Origin of the sequence: Shewanella sp. SR44-4, from assembly GCF_014163715.1 — a bacterium.
Classification (GTDB): domain Bacteria; phylum Pseudomonadota; class Gammaproteobacteria; order Enterobacterales; family Shewanellaceae; genus Shewanella.
This window is the reverse complement of the sequence record NZ_JACJDU010000020.1, coordinates 21,597-37,396: the sequence shown is the minus strand read 5'-3', so window position 1 is coordinate 37,396 and position 15,800 is coordinate 21,597. Positions and strand designations below refer to the sequence as shown.

General features: G+C 41.5%; 17 protein-coding genes. 9 read left to right on the top strand and 8 right to left on the bottom strand.

The window, feature by feature from the left end; genetic code table 11:
* The first annotated feature begins 3 nt into the window (after positions 1–3).
* The 6 genes from prmC (at position 4) to H5125_RS11280 (ending at position 5,529) form a co-directional block, all read left to right on the top strand.
* The gene (prmC, locus tag H5125_RS11305; RefSeq protein WP_059744790.1) at positions 4–858 is read left to right on the top strand and encodes a peptide chain release factor N(5)-glutamine methyltransferase; all 855 of its coding nucleotides are present in this window, start codon (positions 4–6) and stop codon (positions 856–858) included.
* A 124-nt stretch (positions 859–982) separates the two neighbouring features.
* Positions 983–1,378 (top strand): SirB2 family protein, encoded by a 396-nt coding sequence (locus H5125_RS11300; RefSeq protein WP_011636208.1) that lies wholly within the window; start codon positions 983–985, stop codon positions 1,376–1,378.
* A gap of 10 nt (positions 1,379–1,388) precedes the next feature.
* Complete coding sequence (locus H5125_RS11295) at positions 1,389–2,177, top strand: tetratricopeptide repeat protein (RefSeq protein ID WP_101088718.1); 789 nt, start codon at positions 1,389–1,391, stop codon at positions 2,175–2,177.
* Between the two features lie 193 nt (positions 2,178–2,370).
* Entirely contained in the window at positions 2,371–3,618 is a 1,248-nt protein-coding gene (locus H5125_RS11290) for a DUF819 domain-containing protein (RefSeq protein ID WP_101088719.1), read from the top strand.
* Positions 3,619–3,635: 17 nt separating this feature from the next.
* Entirely contained in the window at positions 3,636–4,487 is an 852-nt protein-coding gene (kdsA, locus tag H5125_RS11285) for a 3-deoxy-8-phosphooctulonate synthase (RefSeq protein ID WP_011636211.1), read from the top strand.
* Positions 4,488–4,656: 169 nt separating this feature from the next.
* Complete coding sequence (locus tag H5125_RS11280; protein WP_162023772.1) at positions 4,657–5,529, top strand: DMT family transporter; 873 nt, start codon at positions 4,657–4,659, stop codon at positions 5,527–5,529.
* Between the two features lie 94 nt (positions 5,530–5,623).
* Here H5125_RS11280 and H5125_RS11275 read toward each other — a convergent pair whose 3' ends face one another.
* Positions 5,624–6,601 (bottom strand): ketopantoate reductase family protein, encoded by a 978-nt coding sequence (locus tag H5125_RS11275; protein ID WP_182744292.1) that lies wholly within the window; start codon positions 6,599–6,601, stop codon positions 5,624–5,626.
* A 6-nt stretch (positions 6,602–6,607) separates the two neighbouring features.
* Positions 6,608–6,964 (bottom strand): VanZ family protein, encoded by a 357-nt coding sequence (locus H5125_RS11270; RefSeq protein ID WP_101088722.1) that lies wholly within the window; start codon positions 6,962–6,964, stop codon positions 6,608–6,610.
* A gap of 337 nt (positions 6,965–7,301) precedes the next feature.
* On the opposite strand from H5125_RS11270, the gene H5125_RS11265 reads away from it, so the two are divergent.
* Positions 7,302–7,787, top strand: a complete 486-nt coding sequence (locus H5125_RS11265) for a YajQ family cyclic di-GMP-binding protein (protein ID WP_101088723.1) — start codon at positions 7,302–7,304, stop codon at positions 7,785–7,787.
* 180 nt (positions 7,788–7,967) lie between these two features.
* Here the strand turns inward: H5125_RS11265 and H5125_RS11260 are convergent, their stop codons facing one another.
* The 4 genes from H5125_RS11260 to H5125_RS11245 form a co-directional block, all read right to left on the bottom strand.
* Positions 7,968–9,395, bottom strand: coding sequence for an AmpG family muropeptide MFS transporter (locus H5125_RS11260; protein ID WP_182744291.1), 1,428 nt, complete (start codon positions 9,393–9,395; stop codon positions 7,968–7,970).
* 128 nt (positions 9,396–9,523) lie between these two features.
* Positions 9,524–9,856 carry a hypothetical protein gene (locus H5125_RS11255; protein WP_180957210.1) on the bottom strand — a complete coding sequence of 111 codons (333 nt, stop codon included), beginning with the start codon at positions 9,854–9,856 and terminating at the stop codon, positions 9,524–9,526.
* 390 nt (positions 9,857–10,246) lie between these two features.
* Positions 10,247–10,831 (bottom strand): peptidylprolyl isomerase, encoded by a 585-nt coding sequence (locus H5125_RS11250; RefSeq protein ID WP_182744290.1) that lies wholly within the window; start codon positions 10,829–10,831, stop codon positions 10,247–10,249.
* Positions 10,832–10,891: 60 nt separating this feature from the next.
* Positions 10,892–11,458: a YajG family lipoprotein gene (locus H5125_RS11245; RefSeq protein WP_011638554.1), complete on the bottom strand. Its 567-nt coding sequence runs from the start codon at positions 11,456–11,458 to the stop codon at positions 10,892–10,894.
* Between the two features lie 281 nt (positions 11,459–11,739).
* Here H5125_RS11245 and H5125_RS11240 point away from each other — a divergent pair, with 281 nt between their 5' ends.
* On the top strand, positions 11,740–12,765 hold the full coding sequence (locus H5125_RS11240) for a DUF2804 domain-containing protein (protein WP_162023768.1): 1,026 nt from the start codon (positions 11,740–11,742) through the stop codon (positions 12,763–12,765).
* A gap of 223 nt (positions 12,766–12,988) precedes the next feature.
* Entirely contained in the window at positions 12,989–13,867 is an 879-nt protein-coding gene (locus H5125_RS11235; protein WP_101088729.1) for a sterol desaturase family protein, read from the top strand.
* A gap of 30 nt (positions 13,868–13,897) precedes the next feature.
* Here H5125_RS11235 and H5125_RS11230 read toward each other — a convergent pair whose 3' ends face one another.
* A complete protein-coding gene (locus tag H5125_RS11230) occupies positions 13,898–14,671 on the bottom strand; it encodes a bifunctional 2-polyprenyl-6-hydroxyphenol methylase/3-demethylubiquinol 3-O-methyltransferase UbiG (RefSeq protein ID WP_182744289.1) in 774 nt (257 codons plus the stop codon).
* Positions 14,672–14,858: 187 nt separating this feature from the next.
* Complete coding sequence (locus H5125_RS11225; protein WP_182744288.1) at positions 14,859–15,800, bottom strand: sugar kinase; 942 nt, start codon at positions 15,798–15,800, stop codon at positions 14,859–14,861.

The window sequence follows — 15,800 nt, the reverse complement described above, 5'->3', positions numbered from 1 at the left end:
CTCTTGACTCAGTCTTCGTATTCAACAATTGCTGAAGCCCTGCAATGGGCTTATTCACAATTAGCTGCAACCTCTGAATCTGCACATGTGGATGCAGAGGCATTGCTATTGCATTGTATGAATAAAAATCGCAGTTTTTTATACACTTGGCCTGAGCGGCAGCTGACCAGTGAGCAATTTAAAGCTTATAGTCAGATGATTACTAAGCGTCAAAGTGGCACTCCGGTTGCGCATATTATTGGTGAGCGAGAGTTTTGGTCATTACCCTTCATTGTCAACGACTCCACCCTTATTCCACGGCCTGATACTGAAATTTTAGTAGAGACTGCACTGAACTTATCTGTGCGTCACAATGCCAAAGTATTGGATTTAGGTACCGGAACGGGGGCCATTGCATTGGCTCTAGCGTCTGAGCGGCCAAAATGGCGAATTACTGCCATTGATAATGTGCCTGAGGCTGTCGAGCTTGCTAAAGCTAATCGCGGTAATCTTAATTTAACCGAAGTCGAAATTATCCAGTCGGACTGGTTTTCAGCGGTAGAGCAGCGCGATTTTGATTTAATTGTGTCTAATCCTCCTTACATTGATGAAGCCGATGAGCATCTTCATTTAGGCGATGTTCGCTTTGAACCGCAAAGTGCACTCACCGCAGGCAATGAAGGTTATGCTGATTTGTATTACATTGCAGAGCAAGCACGGGCTCATTTACTTCCCGGTGGTTACTTATTGCTTGAGCATGGCTATGAGCAGGCAATCAAAGTTCGTGAAAAACTGATTGAGCTGGGTTATCAAAATGTCGCCACAGTGCGAGACTTTGGCAGCAATGATCGATGTACGCTAGGACAATGGGCTGATTGATAATCCTGTCTTACTCGGCGTTTCCCTTCTAAGTAAATAACACTCATCGTGATATTGGTATGTGGCTGGTTGATAGAGTAGACTAGCCACCTTTTATTTTGACCTTTTTAATGAGACTTAATTAATGGAAACATTTTACAGTTTATATCCAGCGGTAAAGCATACTCACATGATGCTAGTTGCCATGAGTGTGATCTTTTTTATCGTGCGTTTTGTTTTGCATTTACGTCAGTCTCCTATTATGGAAAAAAAGTTTGTTAAAGTGGCGCCACATGTTATTGATACCTTTTTATTACTATCAGGCTTCACTCTTTGCTTTATGATCAAACAATATCCTTTTGTTGATCCATGGATGACAGAAAAAATCATCTGTGTTGCGGCATACATTGCTTTAGGCATCATGGCACTTAAATCTAACCGTAATAAACTGTTTAAGTTTTTTGCTTTTATCGGTGCAATAGGTTGGGTAGTGTTAGCGGCCAAACTGGCTCATTTTAAACAAGTCGTATTCATGGGTTAATTGGTTTTTAATGGCAAAATATCATCTTGATGATGCAGTTTCGATACCTGAAACTGCATTTGAACTCTCTGAACATCTTGGCTTTTCAACCTCTAAACCTGCTATGTGGGCATGGTATGAAATGGCTGGTTCGGTATTGAGTCACTATGTTGTTGACCAACAAGCACGGCTTGAAGGTCTGTTTAAGTGGTTTTACAATGATTTAGGCTTTTGTGCTCGCGATGACTATTTTAGTGTTGAGGCGGCAGATTTAAGCTATTGCGTGTTAAAGCGTCAAGGTAACAGCACCACGTTATCAATATTACTCATTTTATTGGCTAAGCAACTCGACTTAACACTCGAGGCGGTTTTATTACCCGGTAATACGGTATTAAAAAGCCAAGTGAATGATGTTATTAGATATCATGATCCGCTTACAGGTGAAGAGCTTAGCCGTCATCAGTTGCATGCATTTGTACGTGGTGAATTGGGTAATGCGGCTAAATTAAAGCCGAGTCATCTAAAAACAGCTACGCTAAAACGATTAATTAGCCGCATGTTACATGAGCTAAAAGCGGGTTGTATTGTCAGTCATAAATTTGAACAGGCAATGGAATGCTGTAATTTATTATTACAATGGCATCCAGATGATGTACATCTTAATCGCGAGCGAGCGTTTATTGCGCAGCAATTAGGTTGCATTAAAGTGGCCATGTCTGATTTACAACACTTCATTGATTTGAGTCCGCATGATCCGGTGATTGAACTGGTTAAGATTCAATTAAAGGAACTCAGTCAACATATGCAGGTTTATCATTAATGATGTGATATTACCTGCCGAACAGGCTGCTTTGGGTTAACTCAAAGTGGCTTTAGTTCGCAAGTCGGGCGCCAGCAAGCTCAGTTTTAAAAGCTCTGCTGCGAAATCATGCGATTTTAATCACCATTGATTTTCGCAATAACAATCACAATAACAACAAAAAATATAATGTATTTGTAAGGGAGAACACTGCATGACAACGTCAGCAATGGTGAGCAATGATGCCACCGCACTGGGTATACTCGCCGTTATTTTAGGTTTTGTTTTTTACACTAGTTCATCTACCCATCCGTTTTGGCAAAAATTCTATAAATACATCCCAGCATTACTACTGTGCTATTTCTTACCTTCATTATTAAACACTTTTGGTGTGATCGATGGTCATGCGTCACAACTGTATTTTGTTGCTTCGCGGTATTTATTGCCTGCGTGTTTAGTGTTATTGATTTTAAGTGTCGATTTAAAAGCCATTCTTAGTTTAGGCCCTAAAGCGGTGATAATGTTTTTAACCGGCACGCTGGGGATTGTTATTGGCGGACCGATTGCGCTATTAAGCGTATCAATGATTGATCCATCACTACTAGGTGGTAATGGTCCTGACGCCGTATGGCGCGGCATGACAACCTTAGCGGGAAGTTGGATTGGTGGTGGTGCTAACCAAGCCGCGATGAAAGAGATTTATTCGGTCGGTGGTGAGATATTCTCGGTAATGGTTACGGTAGATGTCATCGTGGCCAATATCTGGATGGCAGTACTGCTGTTTATGGCATCAAAAGCTAAAGAGATTGATGCCAGAACGGGTGCAGACACCACGGCAATTGAAGCGCTAAAAGAGAAAGTAGAAAAGTACCACGCCGAGAATTCACGTATTCCATCACTTCGCGACATCATGTTAATTGTGGCTGTTGGGTTTGGGGTAACAGGTTTTGCCCATTTTGCGGCAGATTTCTTGGGGCCATTCTTTGAAGCCAACTATCCGTGGACCGAAGATTACAGTTTAACCTCTAAATTCTTCTGGTTAGTGGTAATTGTGACTACTATTGGCTTAGGACTTTCATTTAGCCCTGTGCGTCATCTTGAAGCCTCTGGCGCATCTAAAATCGCCTCGGCATTTTTATACATTCTCGTTGCAACCATAGGTTTGCATATGGATGTATCTAAAGTCATGGATACGCCGATTTATTTCTTAATCGGTATCGTGTGGATGTTAGTGCATGCAGGATTAATGTTATTGGTTGCTAAACTCATTAAAGCGCCATTGTTTTATATGGCAGTGGGCAGCCAGGCAAACGTGGGCGGAGCTGCATCGGCGCCAGTGGTGGCTGCTGCATTCCATCCAGCATTAGCACCTGTAGGGGTGTTGTTGGCAGTATTCGGTTATGCATTAGGTACTTACATGGCATGGCTATGTGGTCAGTTATTACAAATTGTTGCAGCGTAATGCGCTAAGAGGATCAAATGGATCAAAAAATTATTCAGTTATCTAATAACGTTCAAGTCGCTAACGATAAGCCGTTCGTGTTATTTGGTGGTATGAATGTGCTTGAGTCGCGCGATTTAGCGATGTCGATTGCCGAGCATTATGTGGAAGTGACCCAAAAGCTTGGCATTCCATATGTGTTTAAAGCGTCTTTTGATAAAGCCAATCGTTCATCGGTTAACTCATACCGTGGCCCTGGTATGGAAGAAGGTTTACGTATTTTTGAAGAAATAAAATCAACCTTTAACGTACCTATGATAACCGATGTGCATGAAATTCATCAGTGTGCGCCAGTTGCAGAAGTTGTCGATATTATTCAGTTGCCTGCATTTTTAGCACGCCAAACTGATCTTGTAGTGGCAATGGCGAAAACCGGTGCAGTGATCAATGTGAAAAAACCGCAGTTTCTAGCGCCACACGAAATGCGTCACATCATTACCAAGTTTAACGAAGCCGGTAATGACAATATTATTTTATGTGAACGTGGCAGTAGTTTTGGTTACAACAACCTCGTTGTAGACATGCTAGGCATGGACGAAATGAAACAAACCGGTTATCCGGTAATATTTGATGCCACTCATGCACTACAACGCCCTGGTGGACGAGCAGATTCTGCTGGTGGACGTCGTGCACAAGCAACCGAGCTTGCTCGTAGTGGTATGGCATTAGGTTTAGCGGGTCTATTTATTGAAGCCCATCCCGATCCTGATAATGCAAAATGCGATGGCCCATGTGCGCTACCACTGCATTTATTAGAGAAATACCTAACGCAGATGAAAGCGGTTGATGAATTGGTTAAATCTTTTGAGTTTATTGATACCAGCAAGTAAGCCATCAATGACACTGAAAGACTGAAACAGCGGTAAGTTGATTTTTAATCAATTAGGCATTTAATCAGTGTCTTTTAATGGTCGTAAACAGTAATCTAATTGCCCTTGTATAAGCCCTGACTTTTTACCAAGTTTCAGGGCTTTTTTATGTAATGAGCAATAGTTAATTATGTGGATCATGTTTACCTTCCTCGCTGCGTTTATGCAGGCGTGGCGCAATGCATTTCAAAGCAAACTCAGTAAAGAAGTCAGTGTTGCAGGTGTTACCTTGGCTCGATTCATTTGGGCCGGCCCTATTGCTGCGTGTTATCTGTATGGTTTACATCAATATCAACCTAGTGCATTACCTGAGTTTACAGGGACATTTTGGGGCTTTGTGATTGGTGCATCATCGATGCAAATTCTAGCAACAGGCTTGATGGTTAAACTGTTTAAAATGCAAAACTTTGCCATTGGTGCCGGGCTGGCTAAAAGTGAAGCATTAGTCGCTGCAATACTTGGGGTGCTATTTTTCGGCACTCAATTATCCCTATTAGGCTGGATAGGCGTTGTTATTGGCGGCTTAGCAATAATGTTGTTAAGCAGCAAACAAGGTTTTAAACAGCTCTCAGTTAAAACAGTCTTGTTAGGGCTTGCGTGTGGCAGTGCTTTTGCGTTGACTTCCCTATGGGTACGCGAAGCAAGTTTAACTCTGCAAGGGCCGTTTACGCATCGTGCAGCATGGGTATTACTGTGGGTTATTGGTTTACAAACCATCGTGCTCATTGGTTATTTGCTGGCAAAAGATAAATCGACTTTAGCGGCGTTGTGGCAACGACCCACATTAACCTTATCAATTAGTATCACCAGTTGCATCGGTTCAATTGGTTGGTTTAGCGCAATGTCGTTGCAGGCTGTGCCTTATGTCAAAACACTCGGCCAGATTGAGGTGTTTTTTACTTTGATGATCGCTGTTTTTTGGCTTAAAGATAAAGTTAAAATTAACGATGTAGCGGGTTTGATTTTAATCGCGATAGCAGCTGTTTTGGTCATGTGGAGCTAAATCCAGTAGCGAATAATTATCAGTTCAAATATTTTGATTTGGGCTGACTTACTCGATGATTTAAATTGAATTGAGGCGAGTGATAGCATCGCATTCAAGATTTACTCAATTGCAAAACCTTGTCGACGAGATATTGATTATTGGGCACATTAAGATGAAGCGCCTTGGCTTGCTGGCAAATGTAGCCATTTATCTCGTTAATTTCAGTCGGTCTGCTGTGGGCGACATCTTGATACATAGATGAGAAGTTTGCCGAGGTTAACTCAATCACCTGATAAACCCGCGCTTTGACAGCTGCCTTATCTAATATGATGCCATCATATTTAGCCACTTCTACTAGCTCATCGATAATGGCACTGATCTGTGATTGATATTCTGTTGCTGCCAATTGACCATTAGCACATTGATTTAACACAGTTAACGGGTTTATTACTGCATTAATGGCCAGCTTTTGCCACAAGACTGGTAATACAGGTTGATGCCACTCAATCGGTTGGTTGTCACTATGTAGACGAGATATGCGCATCTTTAACGCTGTCGACATAGCAGAGCCACAATAATGACCTAGCTGAGTCACACCCAAACCACTGTACTTCACCTGCCACGGGCTTAACTTCAACGCCGCTTGTGAAGTGGTGCCTAAGGTTAAGCCCATATCCTTATACCGCATAAGGGCTGCAGCAACAGGTAAGTGCGGGCCTAAACCATTATGCAGTAATACAATATGGCATTGAGGCGACAGTTTCGGTAATAAAGGTAAAAGCGCTTGCTCGACTTGATAGGCTTTAACACACACAAACAGTAATTCAACTCGCGCTAAGCGGTTATCATCTGTTCCCAATATAGTCGCTAATGCTTCATGGGTGTGTTGGGTGTGGTCAATAAAACGCAATTGTTGATGGCGAGTCTGCTTATCTCTGCCAATCAACATCACCTCGTTTACTTGAGCTTCTTGGGTATTAACACTCAATTTATGATACATCAATTGCCCAATCGCACCTGCACCTAAAACGGCAATGAGAGCATTATTGTCGTGTGTGGATGACGCTGGCAACGCTGATGTTTTTACCATGAGGTATTAACGATTCGCTTTTAATTTACGGTACTTATTGATAGAAAAGTGCAATAAGTAAAATAATGCAATCCCGACAAAATCGGCAATAACATCGGCAGCTGATGCACTGCGATAAGGTAAGCGAGATTGAATCAATTCAATTAACACTGCATAGGCTGCCAAAGAGGTACACAAAAAATACCAACGCGGTTTAAAAGCGTAATGTGCTAGATATGAAAGGGCTAAAAAACTGCCTAAATGGCCCACTTTATCCATATGGGCGAACGTTTGCGGGTAACTTGGTTTTGAAAAAACAAGATAGCTAGTCACTATCACAGCAACAACTAACGCAAGTTTAAAAATGTTTTTATAAGTGATCACGAGCGTAACATCAGCCTTGTGAAATGAGAATATCGCTAATAATAAGAAACCTGTTTAAAATTGTCACTAATTAACCTCTATAGAAAGTAACAATTGTTCAAAAAGGGCCGTTTTTACTATCGATAATGACAAACCCATAGTCGTAAAACTCAATAGAATGGGCGTTTTAACTACAATATCATTTAAAATAGCTGGTTAATGATATTTTGTTAATCAATGGGATATTAGCGCACGATAATCGGTTTAATAGAGCCTAAGTTGTACTCCACTATCCTGTTAATGACTCCTAGTGTAAAATAGCCGTATATAAATGTGATGAATCAAAGAGGAAAGCAACATGCCATCTATGGATATTGTGTCGGAAGTTGATGAAGAAGAATTACGTAACGCGGTAGAAAACTCTCGCCGTGAAGTGGCTAGCCGATTTGATTTACGTGGTAAAGAAATTGAAATTGAATACAAAGACAACGTTGTCACGCTAAAAGCGGAAGATGATTTTATTTGTAAGCAGCTCGTTGATATTTTGCGTATTCAGTTGAGTAAACGCAACGTCGATCCGTCGTCAATGGAAGTCGATGATAAAGCGGTTCACAGTGGCAAAACCTTCAGTTTAAAAGTTAATTTTAAGCAAGGTATCGATTCACTGATTGCTAAAAAGCTAGTTAAAGCCATCAAAGACAGCAAGCTTAAAGTGCAAGCCGCTATTCAAGGCGACTCAGTACGCATCACTGGCAAAAAGCGCGATGACCTACAAGCGGTCATGCGTCTAGCCAAAGAATCAGAACTCGGACAACCATTCCAGTTCGACAACTTCAGAGACTAATCCTGAAGTGATAAATTCTGCACAGGCAAGTGCGCAGAGATAAAAAAGCCGATAAGGGAAACCCTATCGGCTTTTTTATATTTCATTGATTATTGGAATTAACATAACAGCTAAAAGATAAAAAGTTAGATCTCGGCTCATAAGCATTACCGGGATGACGTAAAAAGAGTAATACAGTTGCTATAGTGGTGGTTTACCAACATCAGTCGACACATCGATAGATCCCTCTGTTGATGCCGCATTGGAAATAATCACTTGGTTTTGCGATCGATTCACCAACACCACTAATAGCAACACCGGAAAGCCAATCAAACTCGCTGCAATAAAGAAATTGATGTAACCAAAAGCATCAACATACAAGCCCGAAAATCCTGCGATAAATTTAGGAAATAGTAACATTATCGAAGACAATAACGCATATTGTGTCGCGCTATAACCACTGCTGGTTAAACTGGACAAATAAGCGATAAACGCTGCGGTTGCGATACCTGCACTAAAATTATCTACCGATATGGCTAAGGTTAAAAATGGCACGTTGTAGCCAATATACGCTTGCCAAGCAAACAACAGGTTAGTGACCGCGACTAACAAGGCACCTAAGAATAGAATTTTCATGGTGCCATAACGCATAAGCAACACACCACCAAAAGCGGCGCCGACTAAGGTCATGATCAAACCATAGACTTTACTGATAAAAGCGATTTCTTCTTTGCTAAAACCGATATCAACATAAAACACATTTGCCATAATACCCATGACAATATCGGAAATGCGATAGCACGAGATTAACAACAAAATCAGAATAGCGCTTTTGCCATAACGCTTAAAAAAGTCAATAAAAGGCAATACGCTAGCGCTGTATAACCAGGCTAATGCCCCAGCGACTTTAGCAGGGTATTTGGCAGCAAACTCGGCTCTTAATAGGCGTTCTTTATCGTCAGCCTGTTTGGTATCGACTTGCGGTTCTTTGGCACATAACGTGGTAATGATACCAATGCCCATTAACATCGCCATGGCAAAGTAAGCTGTTTGCCAAGCTTCTAAGTTGTAAGCATCATCGCCAGGAGAAACCCAAGCTGCAATGGTTAATGCGCCTGCTGTTGCGATGATCATCGCACTGCGATAACCGACTTGGTACGCTGCAGCAAGCGCTGCTTGCATTTTTTCAGGGGCGGATTCAATCCGAAAAGCATCAATGACAATGTCTTGGGTGGCGGAGGCAAATGCCAAAAGTAGGGCGCATAAGGCCAAACGTTCAAGATTGACCACTGGATCGCTAACAGACATACCGAGTATGGCGCCGACTAAGCACAGTTGTGCGAACAGCATCCATCCGCGTCGTCGTCCTAAAAAACGGGTAAAAAAGGGCAATGACATACGATCGACTAATGGCGACCACGCCCATTTAAATGCATACGTTAGTGCTATCCAGCTAAAATAACCAATCGCCGCTCGGTCGATGCCAGCTTCACGTAACCAAAAACTTAAGGTCGAAAAGACTAACATTAATGGTAAGCCGGCAGAAAACCCCAGCAAGAGTAAAATAAATACTCGTTTGTGGTAGTAAACCGATAACGCTTCACGGGTACGAGACAAGAAAACCGACATAAGACAACTGGATAAAGGAGAATGGCTCTAGCTTATGTTGCAAGGGGTTTAGGTTCAAGCCATTCTAAAAGATTATTCAGTCAGTTTGAGGTTAAATTAGCATTCAGAGCAGATTTAAGATAATCGCCTTAAGGTCTGATACCAATACAACTTTGTGGCACATTGCCGCCAATATTAATGTAGTCGCAACATTCATGAACTTGCTGGCGTAAGTATTGATTGCCTTTAATTGCCCAACCAGACCAATGATCGAAGCAATACAATAAGTGCCAAAACACTTTCTCGGTATCGCTAGGTTGTTCGGCTAATTGGATGGGATTATTTGATATAAATTGCCACTCTTCTAGTACATCCCACATATAGAGCTGTATCTCTTTGTAATCTAATTGATTATTTAAAAAAGCTTTACCAAAATAGGCAAGTTGTGGTGCTTTGGTTTCAATAAAATCATTAGCCGTCATCATAATTGCGTCCTTGAATATTCGAAATGCGGTTGCGAAGAATTGCGCAGCTAACTAGGTGAATGGGTCAAATAGAGTATAGACGTTAATTTAGCTGTCGATAGTCAAAAGCTTAAAAAAGTGTCGATTCAGTCATTCAATAGTGCTATTTAGTTGATTTATCAGCTAGTAAAAATGTATAGGGTAACAATTTATGACGTCACAATATTGAGCAAGTTTGGACCAATTAATCGAGCTAAAACTGGTTGAGATAATATTGACCGAGATAAGACTGACCGAGATAAGACTGACTGAGATAAGACTGGCCAATATGACATTGTTGGAGACAACATAAATGCCGATGGCATGCATTAACATGACCATCGGTAGGTATAGGCGATTAGTGGGATATTAGCGAGGCAGTAGAGTCGCTTTTTTCAACATGACAGTATTAACCGGAAAATCGGGCCAATTTAGGGTGGTGTTATGTTCAGTTGGTACCAATGAAATGGCTTCTAATACATCCATCCCCTGAGTCACTTCGCCAAAAACAGTATAGCCCCAACGACGTTTAGAAGGGTCTAATTTTTTATTGTCACCTAGGTTGAAGTAAAACTGACGTGTTGCTGAATGAGGATCGTTATCTCGAGCCATGGCAATTGTGCCAAGGGAGTTTGATAAACCATTACCGGACTCATTTACAACCGGCTCTAGCGAAGGGCGTTCTTCTAATTTAGTGGTTAACCCGCCACCTTGCACCACAAATTCGGCAATCACACGATGAAAAATAGTATTGTCATATTCGCCTTTAACCACATAGGTTAAAAAGTTATCTACGGTAAGCGGTGCACGAGTGCGATCTAACTCAACCACTATTTTCCCCATAGAGGTGTCCAACTCTACTTGCGGATATAAAGTGTCTTTTTGAATGTCGACCGCAGCGTTGGAACTTAAGCTGGTCAATAACAGTAGGCAAGTGGATAACCATTTCAACATAATGTGACGTCCTTTTTTATTGGCATCTCTCGATGCCAATACCTGATAAAGCGGGTTGGATTAACGTTGAATAAATTGGTGTAACTCTTCATCGTTAAGAATTTCAGTGGTGAGCTTATCAACGAGTTTGGTGATATCTAATTCAAGAGTGGCAAAATCTGGGCTTAACGGGCCTTTTAAATAGCCATTAGCGTTATAGGATTTGGTGAACTCTTGTTGTGAGTTTTTAGCCAATACATTGATAACTAAACGTGTTTTTGATTCGTAACTGAACGTGGTATCCGTGACGTCAGCTAACAAGTAATTTAGCTGAAACTGCACTGAATTGCGTGCGGCAGGGTCAATAACATAACCGGCTTTGTTCATGCCATTACGGAACAGTGTATCCAACTGTTGACGGATGGGCTCACTGGCGCTGACTAATCTTGGTGATTTGCCTTCTTCATTAAAGCGCACCACAAAGCTTGCTTCGCGAGTATCGATGGTGTCGACCAGTACAGGGAAATCGACTTCAGTTTGTAACTGAATCGGACCCAGCGTGGGATTAAGACCAACATGAGTCGGTTCATAACTTGCGCAAGCCGACAACAATAATGTAGACAGTAAAATAGGGATCAATAACTTCATGAGACAACAATAACCAGTAAAAGGTAGATAAATGATACCAGAATTTGTCTGGGTTTCCAGTATCGCTAAGGTTATGTTGTTATAAAGAGAACTAGAGTGATGCCCATTACAAGTTATGCAGGCGTCATCACTTATTAATATCTGGTTTTAACGTCATTTTAACGTCATTTTAATGGGGTTATACGGCAACCATATACTTGGTTATTGACATTAATGACTGATCAATTCAGGTTAGTGATATGTAACTTAAGTTTGATAAACAACATGATGTAGGTAATGTAATGCAACATAAACAGCCGCAATTGGCTCCTGATAAATTGATTAATGTCAACGGCCAGCCTGTGTTTGGCATATTTGATGGGATTGTTGATTCACTCAATGTTAATCAGTTTGCTTATTCGACGGTAATGGACAAGCCTGCATCGGCAATGGCTAAGTACTTTGATTTTAAACAATTCCAATTCGTTAGTATTATCACTCCTCATTATATTATCGCCCTGGCGATTGCCGATATTCGTTATGTCGCCAATGGTTTTTGCTACCTTTATGACATTAAAACTAACAAGCTGACCCAAACGCAATGGCTAACGCCATTCGGGTTTGGGTGCCAGCTAAGTGACTCTCCTAAGCGTGGACGCGCCGAAATTGGCCGTAAACACAAAGGTATTGTTATCAATATTGTCGACGGACAATGGCAAGTCGAGATTAACCTTGCAGACATACAAGCCAATTTACGTATTCAACCTGCGCCGTTGAGTTTACCCATCAGTTTGTGTACCCCAACGGGTTATAACGGTTGGACCTATACACAAAAGCACAATGGCTTAGCCGTAACAGGGCAATTAACTATTCATCATGAACCGCAGCCTTTACAATATGCGCTTGCAGGTTATGATTTTTCGGCTGGGTTTATGCGCCGCGAAACCAGTTGGCGCTGGGCTTCAATGAATGCCAAAACTGACGCCGGGGTTATTGGGTTGAATTTAGCCGCTGGCGTTAATGAAACGGGTCAAACAGAAAATGTGATGTGGATAAATGGCCAACGCCATATACTGGGCGGGGCACAGTTTGATTTTAATCGACACTCACAACAAGATGTGTGGCATATCACCACTAATGATGGCAATGTCGATTTGCATTTTAGGCCGTTAAATCAACGCAGCGAAAAGCTCAATTTAATCTGGTTAAAAAACAACTTTAGACAATACATTGGCTACTTTAGCGGAGTGATTTGCGACAACAATGGTAATCAATATAAGTTAACTAACCAGCTAGGATTAACAGAAGATCATTTTGCCAAATGGTGATGACGATTAACGATGTCGACTAGATTAGTGACCTTTTTAGTCTATGGCCTATTAAAAACGGCCTATTAACAACGGATTATTAAAAACGGCCTATTAAAAACGGATTATTAAAGCGGTTTACTCAAATGGGTTTCGCCAAAAGATCACTTTGATTAGGAACCAGAAATAGTGAACCACTAGTACAAACATTGACTCAATAATAATAAATAGAAATGGATAACATATGGACATGGATTTACTGATAGCTCACCCAGAGTGGTTATTACTGGTGTTAGCCCCGATTTTTTTCGGCTGCATTTTACTGGAATGGTGGTTTGGTGTTCGCGCCCAGCGATTACCGAGTAATGCTCAATATCGTCCTGCCGAAGTATTGTGTAATTTTGTATTGGCTGGCATGCATCAAGTGGCGGATATTATCGCGGGCTTATTGATTGCAACGATCTACTTACACTTTTTTGGCTGGCGCTTATTTGATATCGAAATGACATTATTCACTTTTGGTTTATTGCTCATTGCGCAAGACTTTTGTTATTACTGGTTTCATCGCGCTAGCCATCGTATCCGTTGGATGTGGGCTGCACATGTGGTGCATCACAGCTCAGAAAACATGAACTTCAGCACCGCCTTTAGACAAAGCTTAATGTACCCGTTGGCAGGCATGTGGTTGTTTTGGTTACCGCTGGTGGTGATTGGCTTTGATCCTAACTGGGTGGTGTTTGCGGTGTTGCTCAACCTTGGATTGCAGTTCTTTGTTCACACTCAAGCGATTAAATCGTTAGGACCGTTAGAATTGATTTTCAATACACCGTCCCATCATCGTGTTCATCATGGGCGCAACCCACAATATATCGACAAAAATTATGCCGGTGTGCTGATTATATGGGACAAAATGTTTGGTACGTTTGAGCCTGAAAATGAAACTGTGGTGTACGGTATTACCAAACCGGTAAACAGTTTTAATCCGTTAGTGGTAACGTTTAGTGAATGGCGCGACATGTGGGGTGATGTTACCCAAGCGCAATTATCGCTAACACAACGTTTACGGATATTATTTGCACCGCCTTCAACACATCAACAGTCATCCACTAAATCCGATATTTGAGCCCGCTGTAAACAGGCTTCAGGCTAGTACTTATCCCACTTTGCTTGCTTTAATAGAGTAAATAAGTGGGATGAGGTGGTCTTGATGTTTCAGCTGGTAACCTTTGCCTACCACAAACTCCAAATCTTCAACGCAGTTGTAGGGACTGTAAGGGTGTTCGTTAAACGCTTCGATACTGAGTCCTGCACTAATAAGTGCGCTAATGACTTCACTTATCGGGTGCGGCCAAGTGACTACCGTTTCAATTTGGTCGTTGTGGTTTTCGGTGTAGGTGACTTCATCTTCGATATCCGGTTGTGTCTGTGGAAAGTAGCCATAACCACACAGCACATCATTAAAAGGGTGGAACTCAACCAAATGAAATTCACCGCCTGGACGTAATGCTCCTGCAATGTTTTGCGCCCAGCGAGTTAAATCGGGTAACCAAGCTAACACCCCATAAGAGGTGAATACGATGTCATATTGCTCGACATTGTGATCACCAAATTGATAGATGTCATTATTGATGAATGTTGCTGGTAAGTGTAATTGAGCAGCCAGCTTTTTTGCAGTTGCAATCGATTCGCTTGATAAATCTACGCCAGTGACATTGGCGCCAAGCCTTGCCCACGATAAGCTATCTTGTCCAAAGTGACATTGTAGGTGCAACAGGCTTTTGTGGTGTACATCACCGACTTGTTCAAGTTCAATGGGGTTTAATGATGACTTACCTTGGATAAATGCCTCTAAGTCGTAAAATGTTGAGTCGAGGTGGATTTGGGTTCGCTGGTTCCATGCGTGTTTATTGATGGCTAAATAGTCCATGTTCAATGTCTTCTTATTGCTTTAATAGGGTAAATTATCGAAATGATTCAGTAATATTACTTGGTTTGAAGCTAAAACACGAATGGCTCAACAGGCGATGTGTTACTTTTGCTTAACAAATAAAAAGGCTTGATAACTCAGTGTTATCAAGCCTTTTTAAAAGCGACAAAAGATGACTCTTTAGCTGTTATTGCATGATTAATTTTTGACGTTCAATAAATTGATGAAACTCAATTTTAGGTGCTATGGCGCCTTTATGTTGGATCACAAATCCTGCTGCTTGGGAGGCTAATTTTATCGCTGTGCTGATATCTGCGCCAGTTAAGCGTGCGCCTAAATACACCCCATTAAACGAGTCCCCCGCTGATGTGGTGTCGACAACATTCGTTACTGGTGTGATTGAGAAATGCTGTTGCTGACCATTAATTACATAATTAATGCCGTTTTCACCATTTTTTATCACCAGTTCATTAATGTCGTAAGGCTGGCAGAACGCAATAATGTCTTCAACGGAGCTAATACCGTAAAGTTGATTAAAGTCATCAACACCTGGCAGTACGACATCGGCCACACTAAACGCAATATCAAACTGCGCCTTTGCTTGGTCTGGACTGTGCCACATTCTTGCGCGGTAGTTAGGGTCAAATACAATACTGACACCTGCTTGCTTACATTGTTTAATCAGTAACCAAAATGCGTCGCGATCTTCTTCATTAATAACCGCTAAAGAAATGCCCGAAAAAAACACCATATCTGCCTGAGATATTTTACTGATGGCTGCATCATCAATAAATTGCATGATTTGCTTGGCGGCTGAATCGTTGCGCCAGTATGTAAAGCTGCGCTCGCCTTTACTGTCGGTTTGTATTGCATACAGACCAGCAATTTTGTCGGTGCTTTGAAAGACCATATCAGTATTAATTTTTTCATCTTCAAAGCGTTGCAACATGGCCTGGCTAAAACTATCTTGGCCAATAGCTGTGACTAGGTGGGTGCTAATATCGCTAAAGGTGCGTTTAAGGTAAACCCCAGTGTTATAAACGTCACCAGCAAAAGATTGCTGTAAACTGGTGGCCGTTACACGCTGTAATTCGACCATACACTCACCAAATAAATACAGACTCTTCAC